The following is a 17,361-nucleotide window of genomic DNA, read 5'->3' as shown; positions in this document are numbered from 1 at the left end:
AGCTATTCCTCTTTTTTCGTTGATCGTATCGACGCTGCGCCTGCCGATTCTTCCCCTTCTTACCCAAGCGTAACGGCCAATGCACCGTCCGGCGCGCTTGACGGCAGGTTTCCAACGCAGCAAAAGCCGCAGCGGCCTGTATTCAAGGCGGATTGAAGGACTAGACAACACAGCATGAGCGCAAAATCCGAAACGCGGGACTTCCTTTGGTTTCTCGCTAAGCTGGCGGTGTTCGTCTTTGTCCTGCGCAGCTTCATAGTCTCTCCGTTCAATATACCGTCTGAATCGATGCAGCCCCGCCTGCTGATCGGTGACTATCTACTCGTCGCCAAATGGCCCTATGGCTATTCGCGCTACTCGCTGCCCTTCAACCTGCCGCTGATCCCTGGCCGCATTCTCGCATCCATGCCCAAGCGCGGCGATGTGGTGGTTTTCAAGGCGCCGCCGAGCCAGAAGAATGATTATATCAAGCGGGTGATCGGCCTGCCCGGCGACATGATTTCGGTACGCGGGGGCACGGTTTACCTCAACGGTCAGGCCATTCGGAAACAGAGGGTCGCCGATCTCGTCATCCCCGTCTCACCTAACATGGTCGATGCCGCAGCCAAGGAGGGCAGCCCGTCCCCCTGTTACCGCCCGAAGTTTGAGGAAGATGCAGCGGGTGGCGGGCGTCAGTGCCGTTATCCGCAATATCGTGAAACGTTGCCGGGCGGCAAAAGCTACAACGTCCTCGACCTCGTCCCCGACGGCGCGGCCGATGACCGCGACACGGTGCTGGTGCCTGAAGGCCATCTGTTCATGATGGGCGACAATCGTGATCGCAGCGCGGACAGCCGCTTCCCGGCGGTTGAAGGCGGCGGCATCGGGCTGGTGCCGGAGGAAAATCTGGTTGGAAAGGCGATGATTTCCGTCTTCTCCACTGATGGCAGCGCCAATTGGTTGCTACCCTGGACATGGTTCACCGCAGCGCGCTGGAACCGCATCGGGGAAGGCTTTTGACAAAGGCCGACACGTCTGGCTGGCTCGCCGGGCTGATCGGACGAGCGCCGAAGGACGAAGCGCCGTTCCGTCAGGCGCTTACCCACGGCAGCGCGAATGCCGTCAATTATGAGCGGCTGGAATTTCTCGGTGATCGGGTGCTTGGCCTGATCGTGTCCGAATGGGTTTATGAGCGTTTCGCCGGAGAACCCGAAGGCAAGCTGTCGCGCCGCTTCAACGCGCTGGTGTCGGGTGAAACCTGCGCCGAAGTAGCACGCGCGGCAGGCGTGCCCAAGCATCTCATCCTGGGCAAACAAGCCCGCGACGACGGCGCGGCCGACAGCGACAATGTGCTGGGTGACGTCATGGAGGCACTGATTGGCGCGCTTTATCTGGAAGCAGGCATTGACGATGCTCGCGGGCTAGTGCGTCGTCTCTGGGCCGACCGTGTGGACACGCAGGAAAGCGCGCCCAAGCATCCCAAGTCCACCCTTCAGGAATGGGCCGCCGCCAACCGCCGCAAGCCCCCGGAATATGCGATGACCGATCGATCCGGGCCACACCATGCGCTGCGCTTCACGGTGACGGTGAGCATCAAGGGCGCAGGTGAAGCGAGCGCAACGGGGGGAAGCAAGCAAGAGGCGGAGACGGCTGCGGCGAAGGCATTGTTGGATAAGCTAAACGGCTGAACCCCGTCTTCCAACGTGCTACTTATCCCCGCTCGCCCTGAGCTTGTCGAAGGGCTTCACTTCCCTTCTTCGAGCCACCATGCCCTTCTACACCTACATGCTCCATTGCAGCGATCGCAGCTTTTACACCGGCCACACGGATCATTTGCAAACCCGGATCGCTCAGCATGAAGTCGGCGCGATCCCTGGCCACACGCAAAACCGTCACCCGGTAAAACTGGTCTGGTCGCAGGAGTTCGGAACACGTATGGAGGCGCTAGAAGCCGAACGCCAAATCAAGGGTTGGAGCAGAGCCAAAAAGCTCGCTCTGATCCGAGAAGATTGGAGACTAGTCTCCACATTGGCGCGCCCAAAATTAAAGTAGAGCCCTTCGACAAGCTCAGGGCGAACGGAGTTTTTGTTTGACGATTGATCTTGAATCCCAACGCTGCGGCGTCATCGCCATAGTCGGCGCCCCCAACGCTGGTAAATCCACGCTCGTCAACGCCCTGGTCGGCCAAAAGGTCGCGATCACCAGCCCCAAGGCGCAGACGACCCGCACCCGCGTCATGGGCGTCGCCATCGAAGCCGACACGCAGATTGTCCTGGTCGACACACCCGGCATCTTCGCACCAAAGCGCCGCCTTGATCGCGCGATGGTTCAGGCCGCATGGGGCGGCGCGCAAGGCGCTGACCTGATCGCATTGATTGTCGATGGGAAAGCGGGCCTCGGCTCAAAGATGGAGCCGATCATCGAAGCGCTGACACACCGGCCCGAACGCAAATGGCTGATCCTCAACAAGGTCGATATCGCCATAAAGGAGAAGCTGCTGGTCCACACCCAGAAGCTGTACGAACGAATTGGCTTCGAAGAGACATTCTTCATCAGCGCCGCGACCGGCGATGGCCTGCCCGAGCTCAAGACGGCTTTCGCAAATGCCATGCCCGAAGGCCCCTGGCACTTTCCGGAAGATCAGGTCTCCGACGCAACCGACCGCATGCTGGCCGCCGAAATCACGCGCGAGCAGCTTTATCATCAGCTCCACGCCGAACTGCCTTACGCGGCCGCGGTCGATACGGAACAGTATAAGGAACGCGAGGATGGCTCGGTCGAAATCCATCAGCAGATCCTTGTCGGCCGTTCCAGCCAGCGTGCCATCGTGCTGGGCAAGGGCGGTCAGCGCCTCAAGGAAATCGGTTCAAAGGCTCGCGCCGAGCTGGCGCAGCTGATGGGCGTCAAGGTTCACCTCTACCTTCACGTCAAGGTGAAGGAAGATTGGGAAGACGACCGCTTCATCTACCGCGACATCGGGTTGGATTGGGTGGAATAACCGGATAATGCAATGTGCTCCTGCGCAGGCAGGAGCCCCGTCCAATCGTCAGAACTGGGCTCCTGCCTGCGCAGGAGCACAAAAGCTCTACTCCGCCGCCGCCTTCTTCTTAGCCGGTGCCTTCTTCGCAGCTGGTTTTTTAGCCGCAGCCTTCTTGGGCGCCGCCTTCTTTTTCCCCTTCTTCGCAGGCGCCGCAGCCGCCCGCGCATCGATCAACTGTGCCGCTTCCTCCAGCGTCAATGCGTTCTGCTCGATCGTCTTGGGCAAGGTCGCATTGGTCGTGCCGTCGGTGACATAAGGGCCATAGCGCCCCGCCATCAGCTTGATTTCGGCCTCGGTACGCGGATGCTTGCCCAGCACCTTAAGCGGCTCACGCGACGCGCCACCACGTCCACCCTTGTTCGCCGCATCGGCCAGCTTGGCGACGGCGCTGTTCATCCCGACCTCAAAAATCTCGGCGGTGGATGACAGTCGCCCATATTTGCCGTCATGCAGTAGATAAGGTCCAAAGCGTCCGATATTCGCTACGATCGGCTTGCCCGTTTCCGGATGCAGCCCGACCTCACGCGGCAGGCTCAATAGCTTCACCGCCCAATCCAGCGTCATTTCTCCATCCGGCAAGTCCTTGGGAATCGAACCGCGCTTGGCCTCCTTGCCCTCGCCCATTTCGATATAGGGACCAAAGCGCCCGGACTTGCGCACGATGTCCTGCCCGGTTTCGGGATGCTGCCCCAGCACCTCCGGCCCCTTGTCATCACCGCCATCACTGCCGCCCGGTTGCCCGAACTTGCGCGTAAATTTGCACTCCGGATAGTTGGAGCAGGCGATGAACGCGCCGAACCGGCCGCCACGCAATGCCAGCTGTCCGTCGCCGCACATCGGGCAGGCACGCGGGTTGCTGCCGTCAGCCTTTGGCGGGAACAACATCGGCTCCAGGAATTTGTCCAGTTCCGCCGTTATGTCCGACGGCTTCTGCTCCATGACCTCGGCGGTCTTGGGCTTGAAGTCACGCCAGAAGGCTTCCAAAACGGCCTGCCATTGGGCGCGGCCGCCAGAAATTTCGTCCAGCTCGTCCTCAAGCCCCGCCGTGAAGTCGTAGCTGACATAACGCTCAAAGAAGCGCTCCAGGAACGCCGTCACCAGCCGTCCGCTTTCCTCGGCGAAGAAGCGGTTCTTCTCGACCCGCACATAGTCGCGGTCCTTCAGCACCTGCAACGTCGAGGCATAGGTGGAAGGCCGCCCGATGCCCAGTTCCTCCAGCTTCTTGACCAGCGACGCTTCCGAATAACGCGGCGGCGGCTGAGTGAAATGCTGCTCGGCCGTCACCTTCTTCTTGGCAGGCGCGTCGCCCGCCACGAGACGCGGCAGCAGCTTGCTGTCGTCATCCTCAGCATCATCGCGCCCTTCTTCGTAGAGCGCGAGGAAGCCCGGAAAGATCACCACCTGACCTGTCGCGCGCAGCGCGTGCTGCCCCGTGCCATCGACCAGATCGATCACCGTCCGCTCCAGCCGCGCGGAAGCCATCTGGCTCGCCAGCGCCCGCTTGAAGATCAGGTCATAGAGCCGCGCATGATCGCCCGAACCCACCTTGTCGCGGCCGAACTCGGTCGGACGAATGGCTTCGTGCGCTTCCTGCGCATTTTTGGCTTTTGTCTGATATTGGCGCGGCTTCTCCGGCAAATATCCGCCGTCATAACGCTCTGCGATCGCCTTGCGCGCGGCGGAGATGGCGCTGCCGTCCATCTGCACGCCGTCGGTACGCATGTAAGTAATCGCGCCGTCCTCATAGAGCTGCTGCGCGATCCGCATCGTGTGGCTGGCCGAGAAGCCAAGCTTGCGCGCGGCCTCCTGCTGCAATGTCGACGTCGTGAACGGCGCGGGAGGATTACGCGAAACGGGTTTCGTTTCGACCTTCTCGACGGTGAAGCGTCCGGCCTCGACGTCCGCCTTCGCGGCCATGGCGTCGCCTTCCTTGCCGATGGTCAGGCGGTCAATCTTCTCGCCCTTCCAACGCACCAGACGCGCGGTAAAGCCCTGACCGACCTGCTCCATCTCGGCCGCGACCGACCAATATTCCTGAGCGATGAAGCTCTCAATCTCACGCTCGCGATCGACCACCAGCCGCAGCGCGACCGATTGCACGCGCCCCGCCGACTTGGCGCCGGGCAGCTTGCGCCACAGCACCGGCGAGAGGGTAAAGCCCACCAGATAGTCAAGCGCCCGCCGCGCCCGATAGGCGTCGATCAAATCCTCATCCAGCGCCCGTGGCTTCGCCATCGCGTCCAGCACTGCGGCCTTGGTGATCGCGTTGAAGGTCACCCGGTCCACGGTCGCGGGCAGCGCCTTCTTCGCGCGCAGCACTTCCTGCACATGCCAGCTGATTGCCTCACCTTCGCGATCAGGGTCAGTCGCCAGGATCAAGCGCGTCGCCTTCTTCGCCTCATCGGCAATGGCCTTCAGTTGCTTGCCCTTGTCCCCATAATTTTCCCACGACATCGCAAAGCCATTGTCTGGGTCCACTGACCCGTCCTTAGGCGGCAGATCGCGGATATGGCCATAGCTGGCGAGGACGTGGAAATCGCCGCCCAGATATTTCTCGATGGTCTTCGCCTTGGCTGGCGATTCAACGATGACAAGCTGCATTAATGCCCCGGTTTTTGAGTGCTCTCACGTACACGCGCGAGTCTGGAAGGCGGTGGCACCCCGCGTCAAGAGCGTCACGACAGGCTTACCTTGCCGCCCGCATGACGTTCCAGCCGCCCTGCCAGTTCCAACTCCAGCAGCACGGTCTGAACGATGGCTGGGGAAAGGCTGGATAGACGAATGACCTCGTCCACAGGCACCGGCGCATGACCCAGCAGACCCAGAACGACCTCCCGCTCCTGCCCCGCCACATCCGACGAGACCGGCGCGCCACTGAAGTCGACCCGCCCCTGCCGCACCATGCGCGCGTCGATGCCTCCAATTGCTTCGATCACGTCCGCGCCATTCTGCACCAGCGTCGCGCCTTCGCGGATCAGGTGATTGCAACCCTGCGCCCGTGGATCGGCTGGCGATCCCGGCACCGCCATGACCTCTCGTCCGGCCTCGACAGCCAGACGCGCGGTGATGAGGGAGCCCGACTTCGGCGCCGCTTCCACGACCACCGTCCCTGCGGCCAGTCCAGCGATGATGCGATTCCGCGCCGGAAAGTGACGCGCGAGCGGCTGCGTACCGGGAGGATGCTCTGTAACCAGCAAACCCTCACTCGCCACCTGCTGCTGCAAGTCGCCATTTTCCGGCGGAAACACGACATCGATGCCGCAGGCGATAACCGCGATCGTTCCGGTTCCCACCGACCCTTGATGCGCGGCCGTATCGATACCCCTCGCAAGGCCCGACACCACCACCGCGCCTTGCTGTCCCAATTCTTGCGCGAGAGTCCGCGCGAAACGGCAGGCGGCGGCGGAGGCATTTCGCGCACCCACCATCGCCACACACTGCCGCCCGGTTAAGCCAACATCGCCGCGCACGATCAACGCAGGCGGCGAACCATCCATCTGCTCCAGCAGAAAGGGATAGTCCTGATCCCCCATCAGCAGGTAGCGTGCACCTAGCGCCCGGCTGCGAGCAATCTCCTGCTCGACGGCGCCTGCGTCCGCCACAGCCGCCTTCCCACCGCCCCGCGCGGCAAGCTCCGGCACCGCCCGCAAAGCATCTCCCGCCTTTCCGAAGCGCGCCATCAACTGCCGGAAAGTAACCGGCCCAATGCGGGGCGAACGGATCAGGCGGAGGCGATCGAACCGCTCCTGCTCGCTCACTCTTTGGCAGCCCCGATCTTGGGCTCGGTCCCCTTCGCAAGCCGTGCGATATTGGCCCGGTGCCGCCACAATAGGATCAGCGTCATCGCCAACGCTACAGGAACCAGATCAAACCGCCCCATGAACCACAACGCGACCGGGGCGCTGATCCCCGCCGCCATGCCTCCGACTGATGACCATTTCGTCCCGAACAGCGCCCCCAGCCATACAAGCGCAAACACTATTCCCGCAGGCCAGTGCAGCGCGGTCACCACGCCCATCATCGTCGCCACGCCCTTGCCGCCCGCAAAACGCAGCCACACAGGATAGCAATGCCCGATAAAGGCCATCGCCCCCGCCATCGGCCCGCCATTGTCGATCAACGCCGCGCCGATCAGTACGGCTGCCGCCCCCTTCAGCAGGTCAAGCAGCAAGGTCGCCGCCGCAAGCCCCTTGCGCCCCGTTCGCAGCACATTGGTCGCGCCGATATTGCCCGACCCGATCTGCCGCAAATCCCCGGCACCCGTGATGCGCGTCAATAGCAGACCAAAGGGTATGGACCCCAGCAGATAGGATATCAGCAGGACGAATGCGGGAAGTAGCCAGGGAGGGTTCATGATCTCGCCGAAATGATTGCGGCGCGACCATAGCGTTGCCGCTGCCGGGGGCAAGCTTTGCATTTTCTCTGACGCCGACGGTTGCTCCGAAATATTGACAGCCTCATCCTCACCCGCGACATGTGCGCCATAATGAAGGTCGCCCCATCAGCCCCCCTGCTTTTCTTCGATTCCGGCGTCGGCGGGCTCTCCATCCTCGCGCCAGCACGGGCAGCGTTGCCCAACGCCCCTATCGTCTATGCTGCCGACAGCGCAGGCTTCCCCTATGGGACAAAGAGCGAGGCGGAGATTGCCGCCCGCGTGCCCGCGCTGCTCGGCCGCCTGGTCGAACGCTTCCGCCCGCGCCTGGCCGTAATCGCCTGCAACACCGCATCGACTATCGCGCTGTCCGCTGTCCGCGCCGCGCTCGACATCCCTGTCGTCGGTACGGTCCCCGCGATCAAACCCGCCGCGCTTCTGTCTAAAAGCCGCGTGTTCGGCGTGCTAGGCACCGACGCCACCGTGCGCCAGCCCTATGTGGACCGGCTCACCGCCGAGTTCGGAGCAGACTGCACCGTCTTGCGCCACGGTTCCGCCGCCCTTGTGCAGTTGGCCGAAGCCAAACTGCGCGGCGAGCCATTGAACCCCGCGATCGCCCGCGACGCTCTTGCTGGCCTTCTCGATCAGCCCGGCGGCGACCTTATGGACACGGTCGTCCTCGCCTGCACCCACTTCCCGCTGGTGGAGGCAGAACTGGCGGCCGCCGCACCCAGGCCCCTCACCTTCGTCCACGGCGGGGAGGGCATCGCGCGCCGCATCGCCTACCTGACACAAGGACAGGATTGGCCAGCCTCTCCCCCATCCGGAAAAGCCGTGTTCACGCGCCTCGACAATAACGTCGCGGCGCTCGCTCCCGCACTCGCCGACTTCGGCCTTACCCAGATGGAAGCGCTTTGAGGGGTGAGACCTTTGGTCCACTCCCAATTTCCTCTATCATCGTGATAGGTATTTCTCCCTAACGCTGCGAACGGTTATCGCTGGTAATGAAGCGCGGCAGCAGGTAAACGCCCGCAAGAGGGGAATGCGGGCCACTAAGGGACTAGGGCGTTACGTGAACTACAAGCATATCTTCGCGCAGGCGATCGACCGGCTTCACAGCGAAGGCCGCTACCGCGTGTTCATCGATATTCTGCGGAACAAGGGTGCCTTCCCTAACGCCCGCTGCTTCCATGGCCATAACGGCCCGAAACCCATCACCGTCTGGTGTTCCAACGACTATCTCGCGATGGGGCAACACCCCAAGGTCGTCGCCGCGATGGAAGAGGCGCTGCACGATGTCGGCGCAGGCTCCGGCGGCACCCGCAACATCGGTGGCAACACCCATTATCATGTCGATCTGGAAGCCGAACTGGCCGATCTGCATGGCAAGGAAGCAGCCCTGCTCTTCACGTCCGGCTATGTGTCGAACGAAGCGGCGCTCTCCACTCTCGCCAAGCTGCTGCCCGGTTGCATCGTGTTTTCCGACGAGCTGAACCACGCGTCGATGATCGCGGGCATCCGCAATTCCGGCTGTGAAAAGCGCGTATTCCGCCACAATGACGTCGATCATCTGCGCGAGTTGCTCGCCGCAGAAGATCCAGACGCGCCTAAGCTGATCGCTTTTGAAAGCGTCTATTCGATGGACGGCGACGTCGCCCCCATCGCCGCGATCTGCGACCTGGCCGATGAATTCAACGCCCTCACCTATCTGGACGAAGTCCATGCGGTCGGCATGTATGGAGCGCATGGCGGTGGCATTTCCGAACGTGACGATGTCGCGCATCGCCTGACGATCATCGAAGGTACGCTGGGCAAGGCTTTCGGCGTCATGGGCGGCTATATCACGGCCGATCAAATGATCGTCGATGTGATCCGCAGCTACGCACCAGGTTTCATCTTCACGACGTCGCTCTCGCCCGTCCTTGTCGCGGGCGTCCTCGCGAGCGTCCGCCACCTCAAGCAGTCGAACGAAGAGCGCGAAGGCCAGCAGGTCGCTGCTGCTACGCTCAAGCGTTTGATGGCGGAATCGGGCTTGCCGGTCATGCTGTCCGTCACCCACATCGTCCCGCTGATGGTCGGCGACCCAGTCAAGGCCAAGCGGATCAGCGACATCCTGCTCGCCGAATATGGCGCCTATGTGCAGCCCATCAATTACCCCACCGTCCCGCGCGGAACCGAGCGACTGCGCTTCACGCCCGGCCCCGCGCATACGGTGGAGATGATGCAGGACCTGGTTCAGGCGCTGGTCGAAATCTGGGATCGGCTGGAGCTGGAACTCAAGAAGGCCGCCTAACCGGACCTCTTGCGGAACAATAGGGGCATTTCCCATCTTCTTGGATGGATATGCCCCATTGGATCGAACCACACCCCACCGGAATATACGTCCGCCCCGCTGACGCCTGGATCGATCCATCACAGCCAGCCGAACGCGCGCTCGTCACCCACGGTCATGCCGACCACGCGCGCGGCGGCCATGGCCATGTCTGGGCGACGCAAGAAACCCTCGCCATCATGGCCCTGCGTTATGGCACGGCCAGCGGCACGGCGGTCAGCTATGGCGAGCAAGTCCGCATGGGCGGCGTCGATATCTCCTACATCCCCGCTGGCCATGTCCTGGGCTCAGCCCAGATCCTTCTTGAACATGCAGGCGAGCGGGTAGTCGTGACTGGCGATTACAAGCGCCGTCCCGACCCCACCTGTAAGCCGTTCGAGCCAGTCCCCTGCGACATCTTCGTCACCGAAGCGACCTTCAGCCTCCCCGTCTTCCGCCACCCGGACACCGGCAGCGAAGTCGACCGCCTGCTCGCCGCGCTCCACGCGCACCCGGACCGCTGCGTCCTCGTCGGCGCTTACGCCCTCGGGAAAGCCCAACGCCTCATCTGCGAAGTCCGGGCGCGCGGCCATCATGACGCCATCTACATCCACGGCGCGCTCGAACGCATGTGCGCCCTTTACCGCGACTTCGGCATCGATCTTGGCGAACTCCGCCCCGCAACTGGCGTCCCTGCAAAGGAGATGCGGGGTCACATCATCGTCTCCCCCCCGTCCGCCCTCAACGACCGCTGGAGCCGCCGCCTGCCCGATCCCATCACCGCCATGGCGTCAGGCTGGATGCGCGTCCGCCAGCGCGCCCGGCAGAAGAATGTCGAACTGCCGCTCGTCATCTCCGACCATGCCGATTGGGACGAACTTACCAGCACGATCCGCGAAGTCGCACCCACCGAAACCTGGATCACCCACGGCCGCGAAGAAGCCCTGCTCCACTGGTGCATGACCCACCAGATGCGCGCCCGAGCGCTCGAACTGGTCGGCCGCGAAGATGAGGATGAGGGGTGATGCGCGCCTTCTCCCAACTCCTCGACGGCCTCGTCTACACCCGCTCCCGCAACGGCAAGCTGGACCTCATCGCCCGCTACATGCGCGAAGCTCCGGACCCCGATCGCGGTTGGGCGCTAGCCGCCCTAACCGGCAATCTCGACATAAAGGCAGTCAAAGCATCAGCCATAGGCGAAATGATCCGCGCCCGCACCGATCCCGTCCTCTACGAAATGAGCCGCGACTATGTCGGCGACCTCGCCGAAACCGTCGCCCTCCTCTGGCCCAAGCGCGAAGACCAGCCCGCCGAGATAGACGACGGCTCTCTCACCCTCTCCGCCATCATCGACCGCCTGCACAGCGTCAGCCGCGCCGCAGCCCCCAGCACCCTCGCGCAGATGATGGACCATCTCGACGCCTCCGGCCGCTTCGCCCTGCTCAAGCTTGCGACCGGAGGCCTGCGCGTCGGCATCTCCGCCCGCCTCGCCAAGACCGGCTTCGCCCAGGCCTTCAACCTCGACGTCGATGATGTGGAGGAATGCTGGCACGCCCTCTCTCCACCCTACACCGCCCTGTTCGATTGGGCGGAAGGCAGGTCCGGCCGCCCCGACCCGGCAGGCACGCCCTTCTTCCGTCCCTTCATGCTCGCCCACCCACTGGAAGCCGACAGCGTCGATCTCACCCAATATGCCGCCGAATGGAAATGGGACGGCATCCGCATCCAGATCGTGGGCACGGGCGAGCAAACCCGCCTCTACAGCCGCGCCGGAGACGACATCACCGGCAGCTTCCCGGAAATCGCGGAGGCCTTCTCCGCCTACGCAGTCCTCGACGGCGAACTGCTCGTCAAAGGCGAGTTTCAGGGAGGAGAAGCCGCCAGCTTCAATGCCCTCCAACAACGCCTCGGCCGCAAAGCCGTGACCGCAAAGATGATGAGCGACTATCCCGCTTTCGTCCGCCTCTACGACATACTCCTCCACGCCGACGAAGACCTCCGCGCGCTCCCCTGGGATCAACGCCGCCCGCGCCTCGAAGCCATGGTCCCGACCCTGAACCCTGACCGCTTCGACATCTCCGCCCTCATCGAAGCCCCAGACTTCGAAAGCCTGGCCGAAATCCGCGCAGGCGCCCGCGACGCCGCCATCGAAGGCGTCATGCTCAAACGCCGCGACAGCCCCTATGTCGCCGGTCGAAAAGCCGCCCTCTGGTACAAATGGAAACGCGATCCCCTGACCGCCGACTGCGTCATGATGTACGCCCAGCGCGGCCACGGCAAACGCTCATCCTTCTATTCCGACTACACCTTCGGTTGCTGGACGGAGGAAGGCGAACTCCTCCCCGTTGGCAAAGCCTATAGCGGCTTCACCGACGAGGAACTGAAATGGCTGGACCGCTTCGTGCGCACCAACACGGTCAACCGCTTCGGGCCAGTGCGAGAGGTGGAAAAGTCGCTGGTGCTGGAAGTGGCCTTCGACAGCATCCATGAGAGCAAGCGGCATAAATCAGGGCTGGCAATGCGCTTCCCGAGGATCGCGCGGATCAGACGAGATAAGCCTGCGGGGGAAGCGGATACGGTGGCTGGGTTGAGGAAGTTAGTGAGTTAAAACTACAATTGGATTGAGCGACATCGTGTCAAGGCTTGGGCTTGGACTTGAGCAATTTTGCCTTTGGATAACCGTTCCCTTCCATACACGATCTGTATATCAGCTTCCGCAATCTCTTCCGCTCGATGCCCATGCTTAAGCCAGCGCCTATCGCGCCGCCGAGGCTGTCACCATCGTAATCCGGCATCTCTGCCGCAGCCAATTCCGAACGGTCATCCGCAAATTGGAAGCATTCATCTGCCACCACGGCGAAATCACGCACCGGAGCGGCACCCCCCGAGGACTCCACGGATGCCAGGCCTGTCTCGGCAGATGTTTGGACGGTCCGGGCGTTGGCGATCTGTGCAAATGCAACCGTCGAGAGCAGAAAGGTTCCAAGCAATGCTAATGCCGTGTTATTCAATGCCATCCCTGCCCCCAAGGTAAAAGTTTGAGTTATCATCCGTTTGCAGCGCCGCCAAGACCACTTTAGTTTCCTTTGGCTGAATACCGGCCTAAGTTCTCCGCGAAAGGACTCCCCCATGCCCTACACCGGAAGCTGCCACTGCGGCGCAGTCACCTTCACCGTAGCAGCCGACGCACCCACCGAAGCCATGTCCTGCAACTGCTCCCATTGCAGCCGCAAGGGCTTCCTGCTGACCTTCGTCCCCGCCGACCAGTTCACGCTCGACAGCGGCGCGGACAAGCTCACCGACTACCAATTCTACAAGCACGCCATCACGCACCGCTTCTGCAACGTCTGCGGCACGCAATCCTTCGCGGAAGGTGACTCCCCCAACGGCCCGATGCGCGCGATCAACCTGCGCTGTGTGCCGGAGGTCGATATCGACATGCTCAAGATCAAGAAAGTGGACGGCGCTAGTTTTTAAGCCGCATCATCACCCCAATATCCCTCCGCGTCTCCGCGCCTCCGCGTGAGAAAAATCTGTTCACGCGGAGACGCGGAGACGCGGAGGGAAAATGATGCACGCTCCTCCTTCCTCTATGCGCCTCTGCGCGAATTGATATTTTTCGCGCAGAGGCGCAGAGAACGCAGAGAACGCAGAGAAGATGCGCCACACCCACCTTTCACAGACTGACTTTGCGCTGTCACGCGCAGTCCCTATATGGGCGCTTTCGCGCGTCGGGCGCGCTTCACGCATGGAGCAGTTGAATTGAGCAAGGTTCTGGTCATTGGCGCGGGCGGCGTCGGGTCTGTCGCGGTTCACAAGATGGCGATGAACAGTGACATTTTCAGCCATATCACGCTCGCCAGCCGCCGCATCATCTCCTGCGAAAAGGTCGCCGAATCGGTAAAGGCTCGCACCGGCGTCACCATCGACGTGGCGCAGGTCGATGCCGACAATGTCGCGGAAACCATCGCCCTCATCGAAAAGGTCCAGCCCAAGCTGGTGGTGAACCTGGCCCTGCCCTATCAGGATCTGGCAATCATGGACGCCTGCCTGGCAACCAGGACCGACTATCTCGACACCGCCAACTACGAGCCGCGCGACACGCCCAAGTTCGAATATAGCTGGCAGTGGGCCTATCAGGAGCGTTTCAAGGAAGCGGGCATCATGGCGCTGCTGGGTTCGGGTTTCGACCCCGGCGTCACCAGCGTCTTTGCGTCCTACATCAAGAAGCATCTGCTCGATCGCATCGACACGCTCGACATTCTCGACTGCAATGGCGGCGACCATGGCCAGCATTTCGCCACCAACTTCAACCCGGAAATCAACATCCGCGAAGTCACCGCCCCCTCGCGCCATTGGGAAGGCGGCAAGTGGGTCGAAGGTCCCGCATTGAAGCATAAGCAGGTCTTCAATTTCGAGGCTGTCGGCGAAAAGAACATGTACCTCATGTATCATGAGGAACTGGAATCGCTCGCGAAGCACTATCCCGAAATCAAGCGCATCCGCTTCTGGATGACCTTCGGCGACGCCTATCTGAAGCACCTCGAAGTGCTCCAGAATGTCGGCATGACCCGCATCGATCCGGTCATCTACAACGGCCAGGAAATCATCCCGCTCCAGTTCCTCAAGGCCGTCCTCCCCGAACCGTCGAGCCTGGGCTCCACGACCAAGGGCAAGACCAATATCGGCGACATCGCCACCGGTCTGAAGGATGGCGTTGAAAAGACCGTCTATGTCCTCAACGTCTGCGACCATGAGGACGCCTATGCCGAAACGGGCAATCAGGCGGTCAGCTACACGACGGGCGTTCCGGCCATGATCGGCGCGGCACTCATGCTCACTGGCGCATGGAAGGGAGAAGGCGTGTTCAACATCGAACAGTTCGATCCCGATCCCTTCATGGACATGCTGAACCAGCACGGCCTGCCCTGGCAGGTGAAGGAACTGGCCGCGCCGCTGGATTTTTGAGCCAAACTCCCTCTCCCCTTCAGGGGAGAGGGTGCCGAGCGTAGCGAAGGCGGGAGAGGGGAATTCGACCGATCTCGCCTCAATCCCCTCTCCCTAGCCCTCTCCCCTGAAGGGGAGAGGGAATTGGAGTATGCCCATGGAAACCAAAGCCGGCGACCCCGCCGCCTTCGCGCATTTCGACCTGAACCGCGTCCCCTCGCCCGCCTTCGTGGTGGACGAGGCCGCGATCCGCCGGAACCTGTCGATACTCGCCGACATACGCGACCGCGCAGGCATCAAGGTCCTCGGCGCGCTAAAAGCCTTCTCCATGTGGTCCCTCGGCCCCGTGGTCGCCGAATATCTCGACGGCGTCTGCGCGTCCGGCATCTACGAAGCCCGCCTCGGCCGCGAGGAGTATGGCGGCGAAGTCGCGACTTACTGCGCCGCCTACAAACCGGACGATCTGGCAGCGATCCTCAAAATCTCCGACCATGTAATCTTCAACAGCCCCGGCCAGATCACGCGCCTTCGCCCCGTCATCGATGATGCTCGAATGAACGGTGTGAACTTCGACATCGGACTGCGCATAAACCCCCTCCACGCGGAGGGAGAAGTGCCCAAATATGACCCGTCGCAACCGCACAGCCGCCTCGGTTTTCCGATCGACCAGCTTCGCCCGGAACATCTCGAAGGCGTCGATGGCCTCCATGTCCACAATCTCTGCGAGCAGGATTTCCTGCCCCTCCAACGCACATGGGCGGCCATCGAATCCCGCGTCATGCCGCATGTCGATGGCCTCAAATGGCTGAATTTCGGCGGCGGCCATCATGTCACCCGCGCCGACTATCAGATCGACGATCTGATCGCCTTCCTTCAGCGGATCAAAGCGCAGACCGGCCTCGAACTCTATATCGAGCCGGGCGAAGCAATGGCCCTCGACGCCGGTATCCTGATCGGCGAAATCCTGGACGTCATCGACAACGGCATGCCCGTCGCCATCACCGACATTTCCGCCACCTGTCACATGCCTGACGTCATAGAGGCGCCCTATCGCCCCGCCATGCTGCATGAAGAGACGGAAGGCCCCGCCACGCGACTCGGAGGCCCTTCCTGTCTGGCGGGCGACATCATCGGGGACTATCGAGTCCCCGGCGGCGCGACTCCGGGACGCCGCATCGCCTTTTTGGATCAGGCGCATTATTCGATGGTGAAGACCAACACTTTCAACGGCGTGCCACTGCCGAGCATCTGGCTGTGGAACTCAAAGACCGACGAACTCCAGCAAATCCGCGGGTTTTCCTACGAGGATTTCAAGACCCGTCTCTCCTGACGCACATTTCATAGCGGCGCGCGCAACAAAATTTACGTGCGCGCTTTACAGGGGGGACCCCTAAGCATATATCGCCCTTCCGCTGCCCCATGGGACTTCCACCGCAAGGCAGCTTGATTGCCATGAACTACACTGGAGGTCCCTTGAGTTGCACAAGCACCATAGCGCGCTGGGGGTAGCGACCGCCCTCAAACCGGCAGCACCGGTAACGCTGATCCGCCCGCAGGCTGCGGCCCGCGCCGCTCGGTTCTTCGCTGAGAAGTTTCCGGGGCGCTCGCTCTACGCTGTAAAGGCTAATCCATCGCCGGATTTGATCCGGACGCTTTGGGACAGCGGGATCACGCATTATGACGTGGCGTCCATCGCCGAGGTTCGCCTCGTCGCGGAAACGCTGCCGCAAGCGAAGCTATGCTTCATGCACCCCGTGAAGGCTGAAGAAGCCATTGTGGAGGCTTATCACGTCCATGGCGTGCGCACCTTCTCGCTCGACACGATCGACGAGCTGGAAAAGATTGTGCGCGCCACCGACAACGCCACGGACCTTGAACTGTGCGTCCGCCTGCGCGTCTCGTCCGAACATTCCGAACTGAGCCTCGCGTCCAAGTTCGGCGCGGAGCTCGGCGAAACCCGCGAACTGCTGATGGCCACCCGTCAGGCGGCTGACGCGCTTGGCATCTGCTTCCATGTCGGAAGTCAGGCCATGAGCCCGCAAGCCTATAGCGACGCCATCGAACGCGTCCGCGCGGCGATCGTCGATGCGGCGGTTACGGTCGACATCATCGACGTAGGTGGCGGCTTTCCGTCCGTTTATCCGGGCATGGAACCGCCAGCGCTGGAAGCCTATTTCGACGCCATCTATCGCGGCTTTGAGAGCCTGCCGATCAGCTATTCCGCTGAACTGTGGTGCGAGCCTGGCCGCGCGCTGTCTGCGGAATATAGCTCCATCATCGTTCGGGTAGAACGTCGTCGCGGCACCGAACTCTACATCAACGACGGTGCCTATGGCGCGCTGTTCGACGCGGCGCATATCGGCTGGCGTTTCCCAGTCGCCCTGCTGCGTGAGGAAGAGAGCGAGGCGGATTTGATCGGCTTCTCCTTCTACGGCCCGACATGCGACGACATGGATCACATGGTGGGTCCATTCATGCTACCCGACGATGTGGTGGCGGGCGATTATATCGAAATCGGCATGCTCGGCGCATATGGCGCGGCGATGCGCACCGGCTTCAACGGTTTCACCTCGGAAGCGGTCATTGAAGTTGAGGACGAACCGATGGCGAGCCTCTACGCCGATCCGGTTCCGGCACGCCGTCGCGCAACTGTCATCAAGCTGGGCTAAAAGGCTCAAGCTCCCCTTTGGAGAGGGTGCCTGTTCCCTCGCC

Annotated in this window: 16 protein-coding genes; 12 read left to right on the top strand and 4 right to left on the bottom strand. The window is 62.1% G+C overall.

Annotated elements, in window-relative coordinates; all coding sequences use genetic code 11:
- Positions 1-174 precede the first annotated feature (174 nt).
- The 4 genes from lepB to era all read left to right on the top strand — a co-directional run bounded on the left by lepB (position 175) and on the right by era (position 2,977).
- Positions 175-999 (top strand): signal peptidase I, encoded by an 825-nt coding sequence (gene lepB, locus AC6JBC_RS07325; RefSeq protein WP_498023647.1) that lies wholly within the window; start codon positions 175-177, stop codon positions 997-999.
- Positions 954-1,667 carry a ribonuclease III gene (gene rnc / locus AC6JBC_RS07320; protein ID WP_498023646.1) on the top strand — a complete coding sequence of 238 codons (714 nt, stop codon included), beginning with the start codon at positions 954-956 and terminating at the stop codon, positions 1,665-1,667. Before lepB ends, rnc begins: the two co-directional genes overlap by 46 nt.
- Positions 1,668-1,746: 79 nt before the next feature.
- Positions 1,747-2,031: a GIY-YIG nuclease family protein gene (locus AC6JBC_RS07315; protein WP_498023645.1), complete on the top strand. Its 285-nt coding sequence runs from the start codon at positions 1,747-1,749 to the stop codon at positions 2,029-2,031.
- A gap of 37 nt (positions 2,032-2,068) precedes the next feature.
- Positions 2,069-2,977: a GTPase Era gene (gene era / locus AC6JBC_RS07310; RefSeq protein ID WP_498023644.1), complete on the top strand. Its 909-nt coding sequence runs from the start codon at positions 2,069-2,071 to the stop codon at positions 2,975-2,977.
- An 87-nt stretch (positions 2,978-3,064) separates the two neighbouring features.
- Here era and topA read toward each other — a convergent pair whose 3' ends face one another.
- The 3 genes from topA to plsY form a co-directional block, all read right to left on the bottom strand.
- Entirely contained in the window at positions 3,065-5,620 is a 2,556-nt protein-coding gene (topA, locus tag AC6JBC_RS07305) for a type I DNA topoisomerase (RefSeq protein WP_498023643.1), read from the bottom strand.
- Positions 5,621-5,694: 74 nt separating this feature from the next.
- Entirely contained in the window at positions 5,695-6,777 is a 1,083-nt protein-coding gene (dprA, locus tag AC6JBC_RS07300) for a DNA-processing protein DprA (protein WP_498023642.1), read from the bottom strand.
- Positions 6,774-7,373 (bottom strand): glycerol-3-phosphate 1-O-acyltransferase PlsY, encoded by a 600-nt coding sequence (plsY, locus tag AC6JBC_RS07295; protein WP_498026023.1) that lies wholly within the window; start codon positions 7,371-7,373, stop codon positions 6,774-6,776. Before plsY ends, dprA begins: the two co-directional genes overlap by 4 nt.
- Positions 7,374-7,505: 132 nt before the next feature.
- Here plsY and murI point away from each other — a divergent pair, with 132 nt between their 5' ends.
- The 4 genes from murI to AC6JBC_RS07275 all read left to right on the top strand — a co-directional run bounded on the left by murI (position 7,506) and on the right by AC6JBC_RS07275 (position 12,310).
- Positions 7,506-8,309 carry a glutamate racemase gene (murI, locus tag AC6JBC_RS07290; RefSeq protein WP_498023641.1) on the top strand — a complete coding sequence of 268 codons (804 nt, stop codon included), beginning with the start codon at positions 7,506-7,508 and terminating at the stop codon, positions 8,307-8,309.
- 154 nt (positions 8,310-8,463) lie between these two features.
- The gene (gene hemA, locus AC6JBC_RS07285) at positions 8,464-9,684 is read left to right on the top strand and encodes a 5-aminolevulinate synthase (RefSeq protein WP_498023640.1); all 1,221 of its coding nucleotides are present in this window, start codon (positions 8,464-8,466) and stop codon (positions 9,682-9,684) included.
- 50 nt (positions 9,685-9,734) lie between these two features.
- The gene (locus tag AC6JBC_RS07280) at positions 9,735-10,727 is read left to right on the top strand and encodes a ligase-associated DNA damage response exonuclease (protein WP_498026022.1); all 993 of its coding nucleotides are present in this window, start codon (positions 9,735-9,737) and stop codon (positions 10,725-10,727) included.
- Positions 10,727-12,310, top strand: coding sequence for a cisplatin damage response ATP-dependent DNA ligase (locus tag AC6JBC_RS07275; RefSeq protein WP_498023639.1), 1,584 nt, complete (start codon positions 10,727-10,729; stop codon positions 12,308-12,310). The genes AC6JBC_RS07280 and AC6JBC_RS07275 overlap by 1 nt, the downstream gene beginning before the upstream one ends.
- 28 nt (positions 12,311-12,338) lie before the next feature.
- Here AC6JBC_RS07275 and AC6JBC_RS07270 read toward each other — a convergent pair whose 3' ends face one another.
- A complete protein-coding gene (locus AC6JBC_RS07270) occupies positions 12,339-12,719 on the bottom strand; it encodes a hypothetical protein (protein ID WP_498023638.1) in 381 nt (126 codons plus the stop codon).
- A gap of 112 nt (positions 12,720-12,831) precedes the next feature.
- On the opposite strand from AC6JBC_RS07270, the gene AC6JBC_RS07265 reads away from it, so the two are divergent.
- From AC6JBC_RS07265 to AC6JBC_RS07250, 4 genes are all read left to right on the top strand, one after another.
- Complete coding sequence (locus AC6JBC_RS07265) at positions 12,832-13,179, top strand: GFA family protein (protein ID WP_498023637.1); 348 nt, start codon at positions 12,832-12,834, stop codon at positions 13,177-13,179.
- 285 nt (positions 13,180-13,464) lie between these two features.
- Positions 13,465-14,670, top strand: a complete 1,206-nt coding sequence (locus AC6JBC_RS07260; RefSeq protein ID WP_498023636.1) for a saccharopine dehydrogenase family protein — start codon at positions 13,465-13,467, stop codon at positions 14,668-14,670.
- 136 nt (positions 14,671-14,806) lie between these two features.
- Positions 14,807-15,979 (top strand): carboxynorspermidine decarboxylase, encoded by a 1,173-nt coding sequence (locus AC6JBC_RS07255; protein ID WP_498023635.1) that lies wholly within the window; start codon positions 14,807-14,809, stop codon positions 15,977-15,979.
- A 148-nt stretch (positions 15,980-16,127) separates the two neighbouring features.
- On the top strand, positions 16,128-17,318 hold the full coding sequence (locus AC6JBC_RS07250) for a type III PLP-dependent enzyme (RefSeq protein WP_498023634.1): 1,191 nt from the start codon (positions 16,128-16,130) through the stop codon (positions 17,316-17,318).
- Positions 17,319-17,361: the final 43 nt, after the last annotated feature.

The sequence above is a fragment of the Sphingobium sp. RC1 genome, assembly GCF_059738765.1.
This window is presented reverse-complemented; position numbering and strand designations above follow the sequence as displayed.

Bases quoted from the DNA above. Each gene is read 5' to 3' on its own strand.
- lepB (WP_498023647.1), top strand. From the start codon at position 175: ATGAGCGCAAAATCCGAAACGCGGGACTTCCTTTGGTTTCTCGCTAAG.
- rnc (WP_498023646.1), top strand. From the start codon at position 954: ATGGTTCACCGCAGCGCGCTGGAACCGCATCGGGGAAGGCTTTTGACA.
- AC6JBC_RS07315 (WP_498023645.1), top strand. From the start codon at position 1,747: ATGCCCTTCTACACCTACATGCTCCATTGCAGCGATCGCAGCTTTTAC.
- topA (WP_498023643.1), bottom strand. From the start codon at position 5,620: ATGCAGCTTGTCATCGTTGAATCGCCAGCCAAGGCGAAGACCATCGAG.
- plsY (WP_498026023.1), bottom strand. From the start codon at position 7,373: ATGAACCCTCCCTGGCTACTTCCCGCATTCGTCCTGCTGATATCCTAT.
- murI (WP_498023641.1), top strand. From the start codon at position 7,506: ATGAAGGTCGCCCCATCAGCCCCCCTGCTTTTCTTCGATTCCGGCGTC.
- AC6JBC_RS07280 (WP_498026022.1), top strand. From the start codon at position 9,735: ATGCCCCATTGGATCGAACCACACCCCACCGGAATATACGTCCGCCCC.
- AC6JBC_RS07275 (WP_498023639.1), top strand. From the start codon at position 10,727: ATGCGCGCCTTCTCCCAACTCCTCGACGGCCTCGTCTACACCCGCTCC.
- AC6JBC_RS07270 (WP_498023638.1), bottom strand. From the start codon at position 12,719: ATGGCATTGAATAACACGGCATTAGCATTGCTTGGAACCTTTCTGCTC.
- AC6JBC_RS07265 (WP_498023637.1), top strand. From the start codon at position 12,832: ATGCCCTACACCGGAAGCTGCCACTGCGGCGCAGTCACCTTCACCGTA.
- AC6JBC_RS07255 (WP_498023635.1), top strand. From the start codon at position 14,807: ATGGAAACCAAAGCCGGCGACCCCGCCGCCTTCGCGCATTTCGACCTG.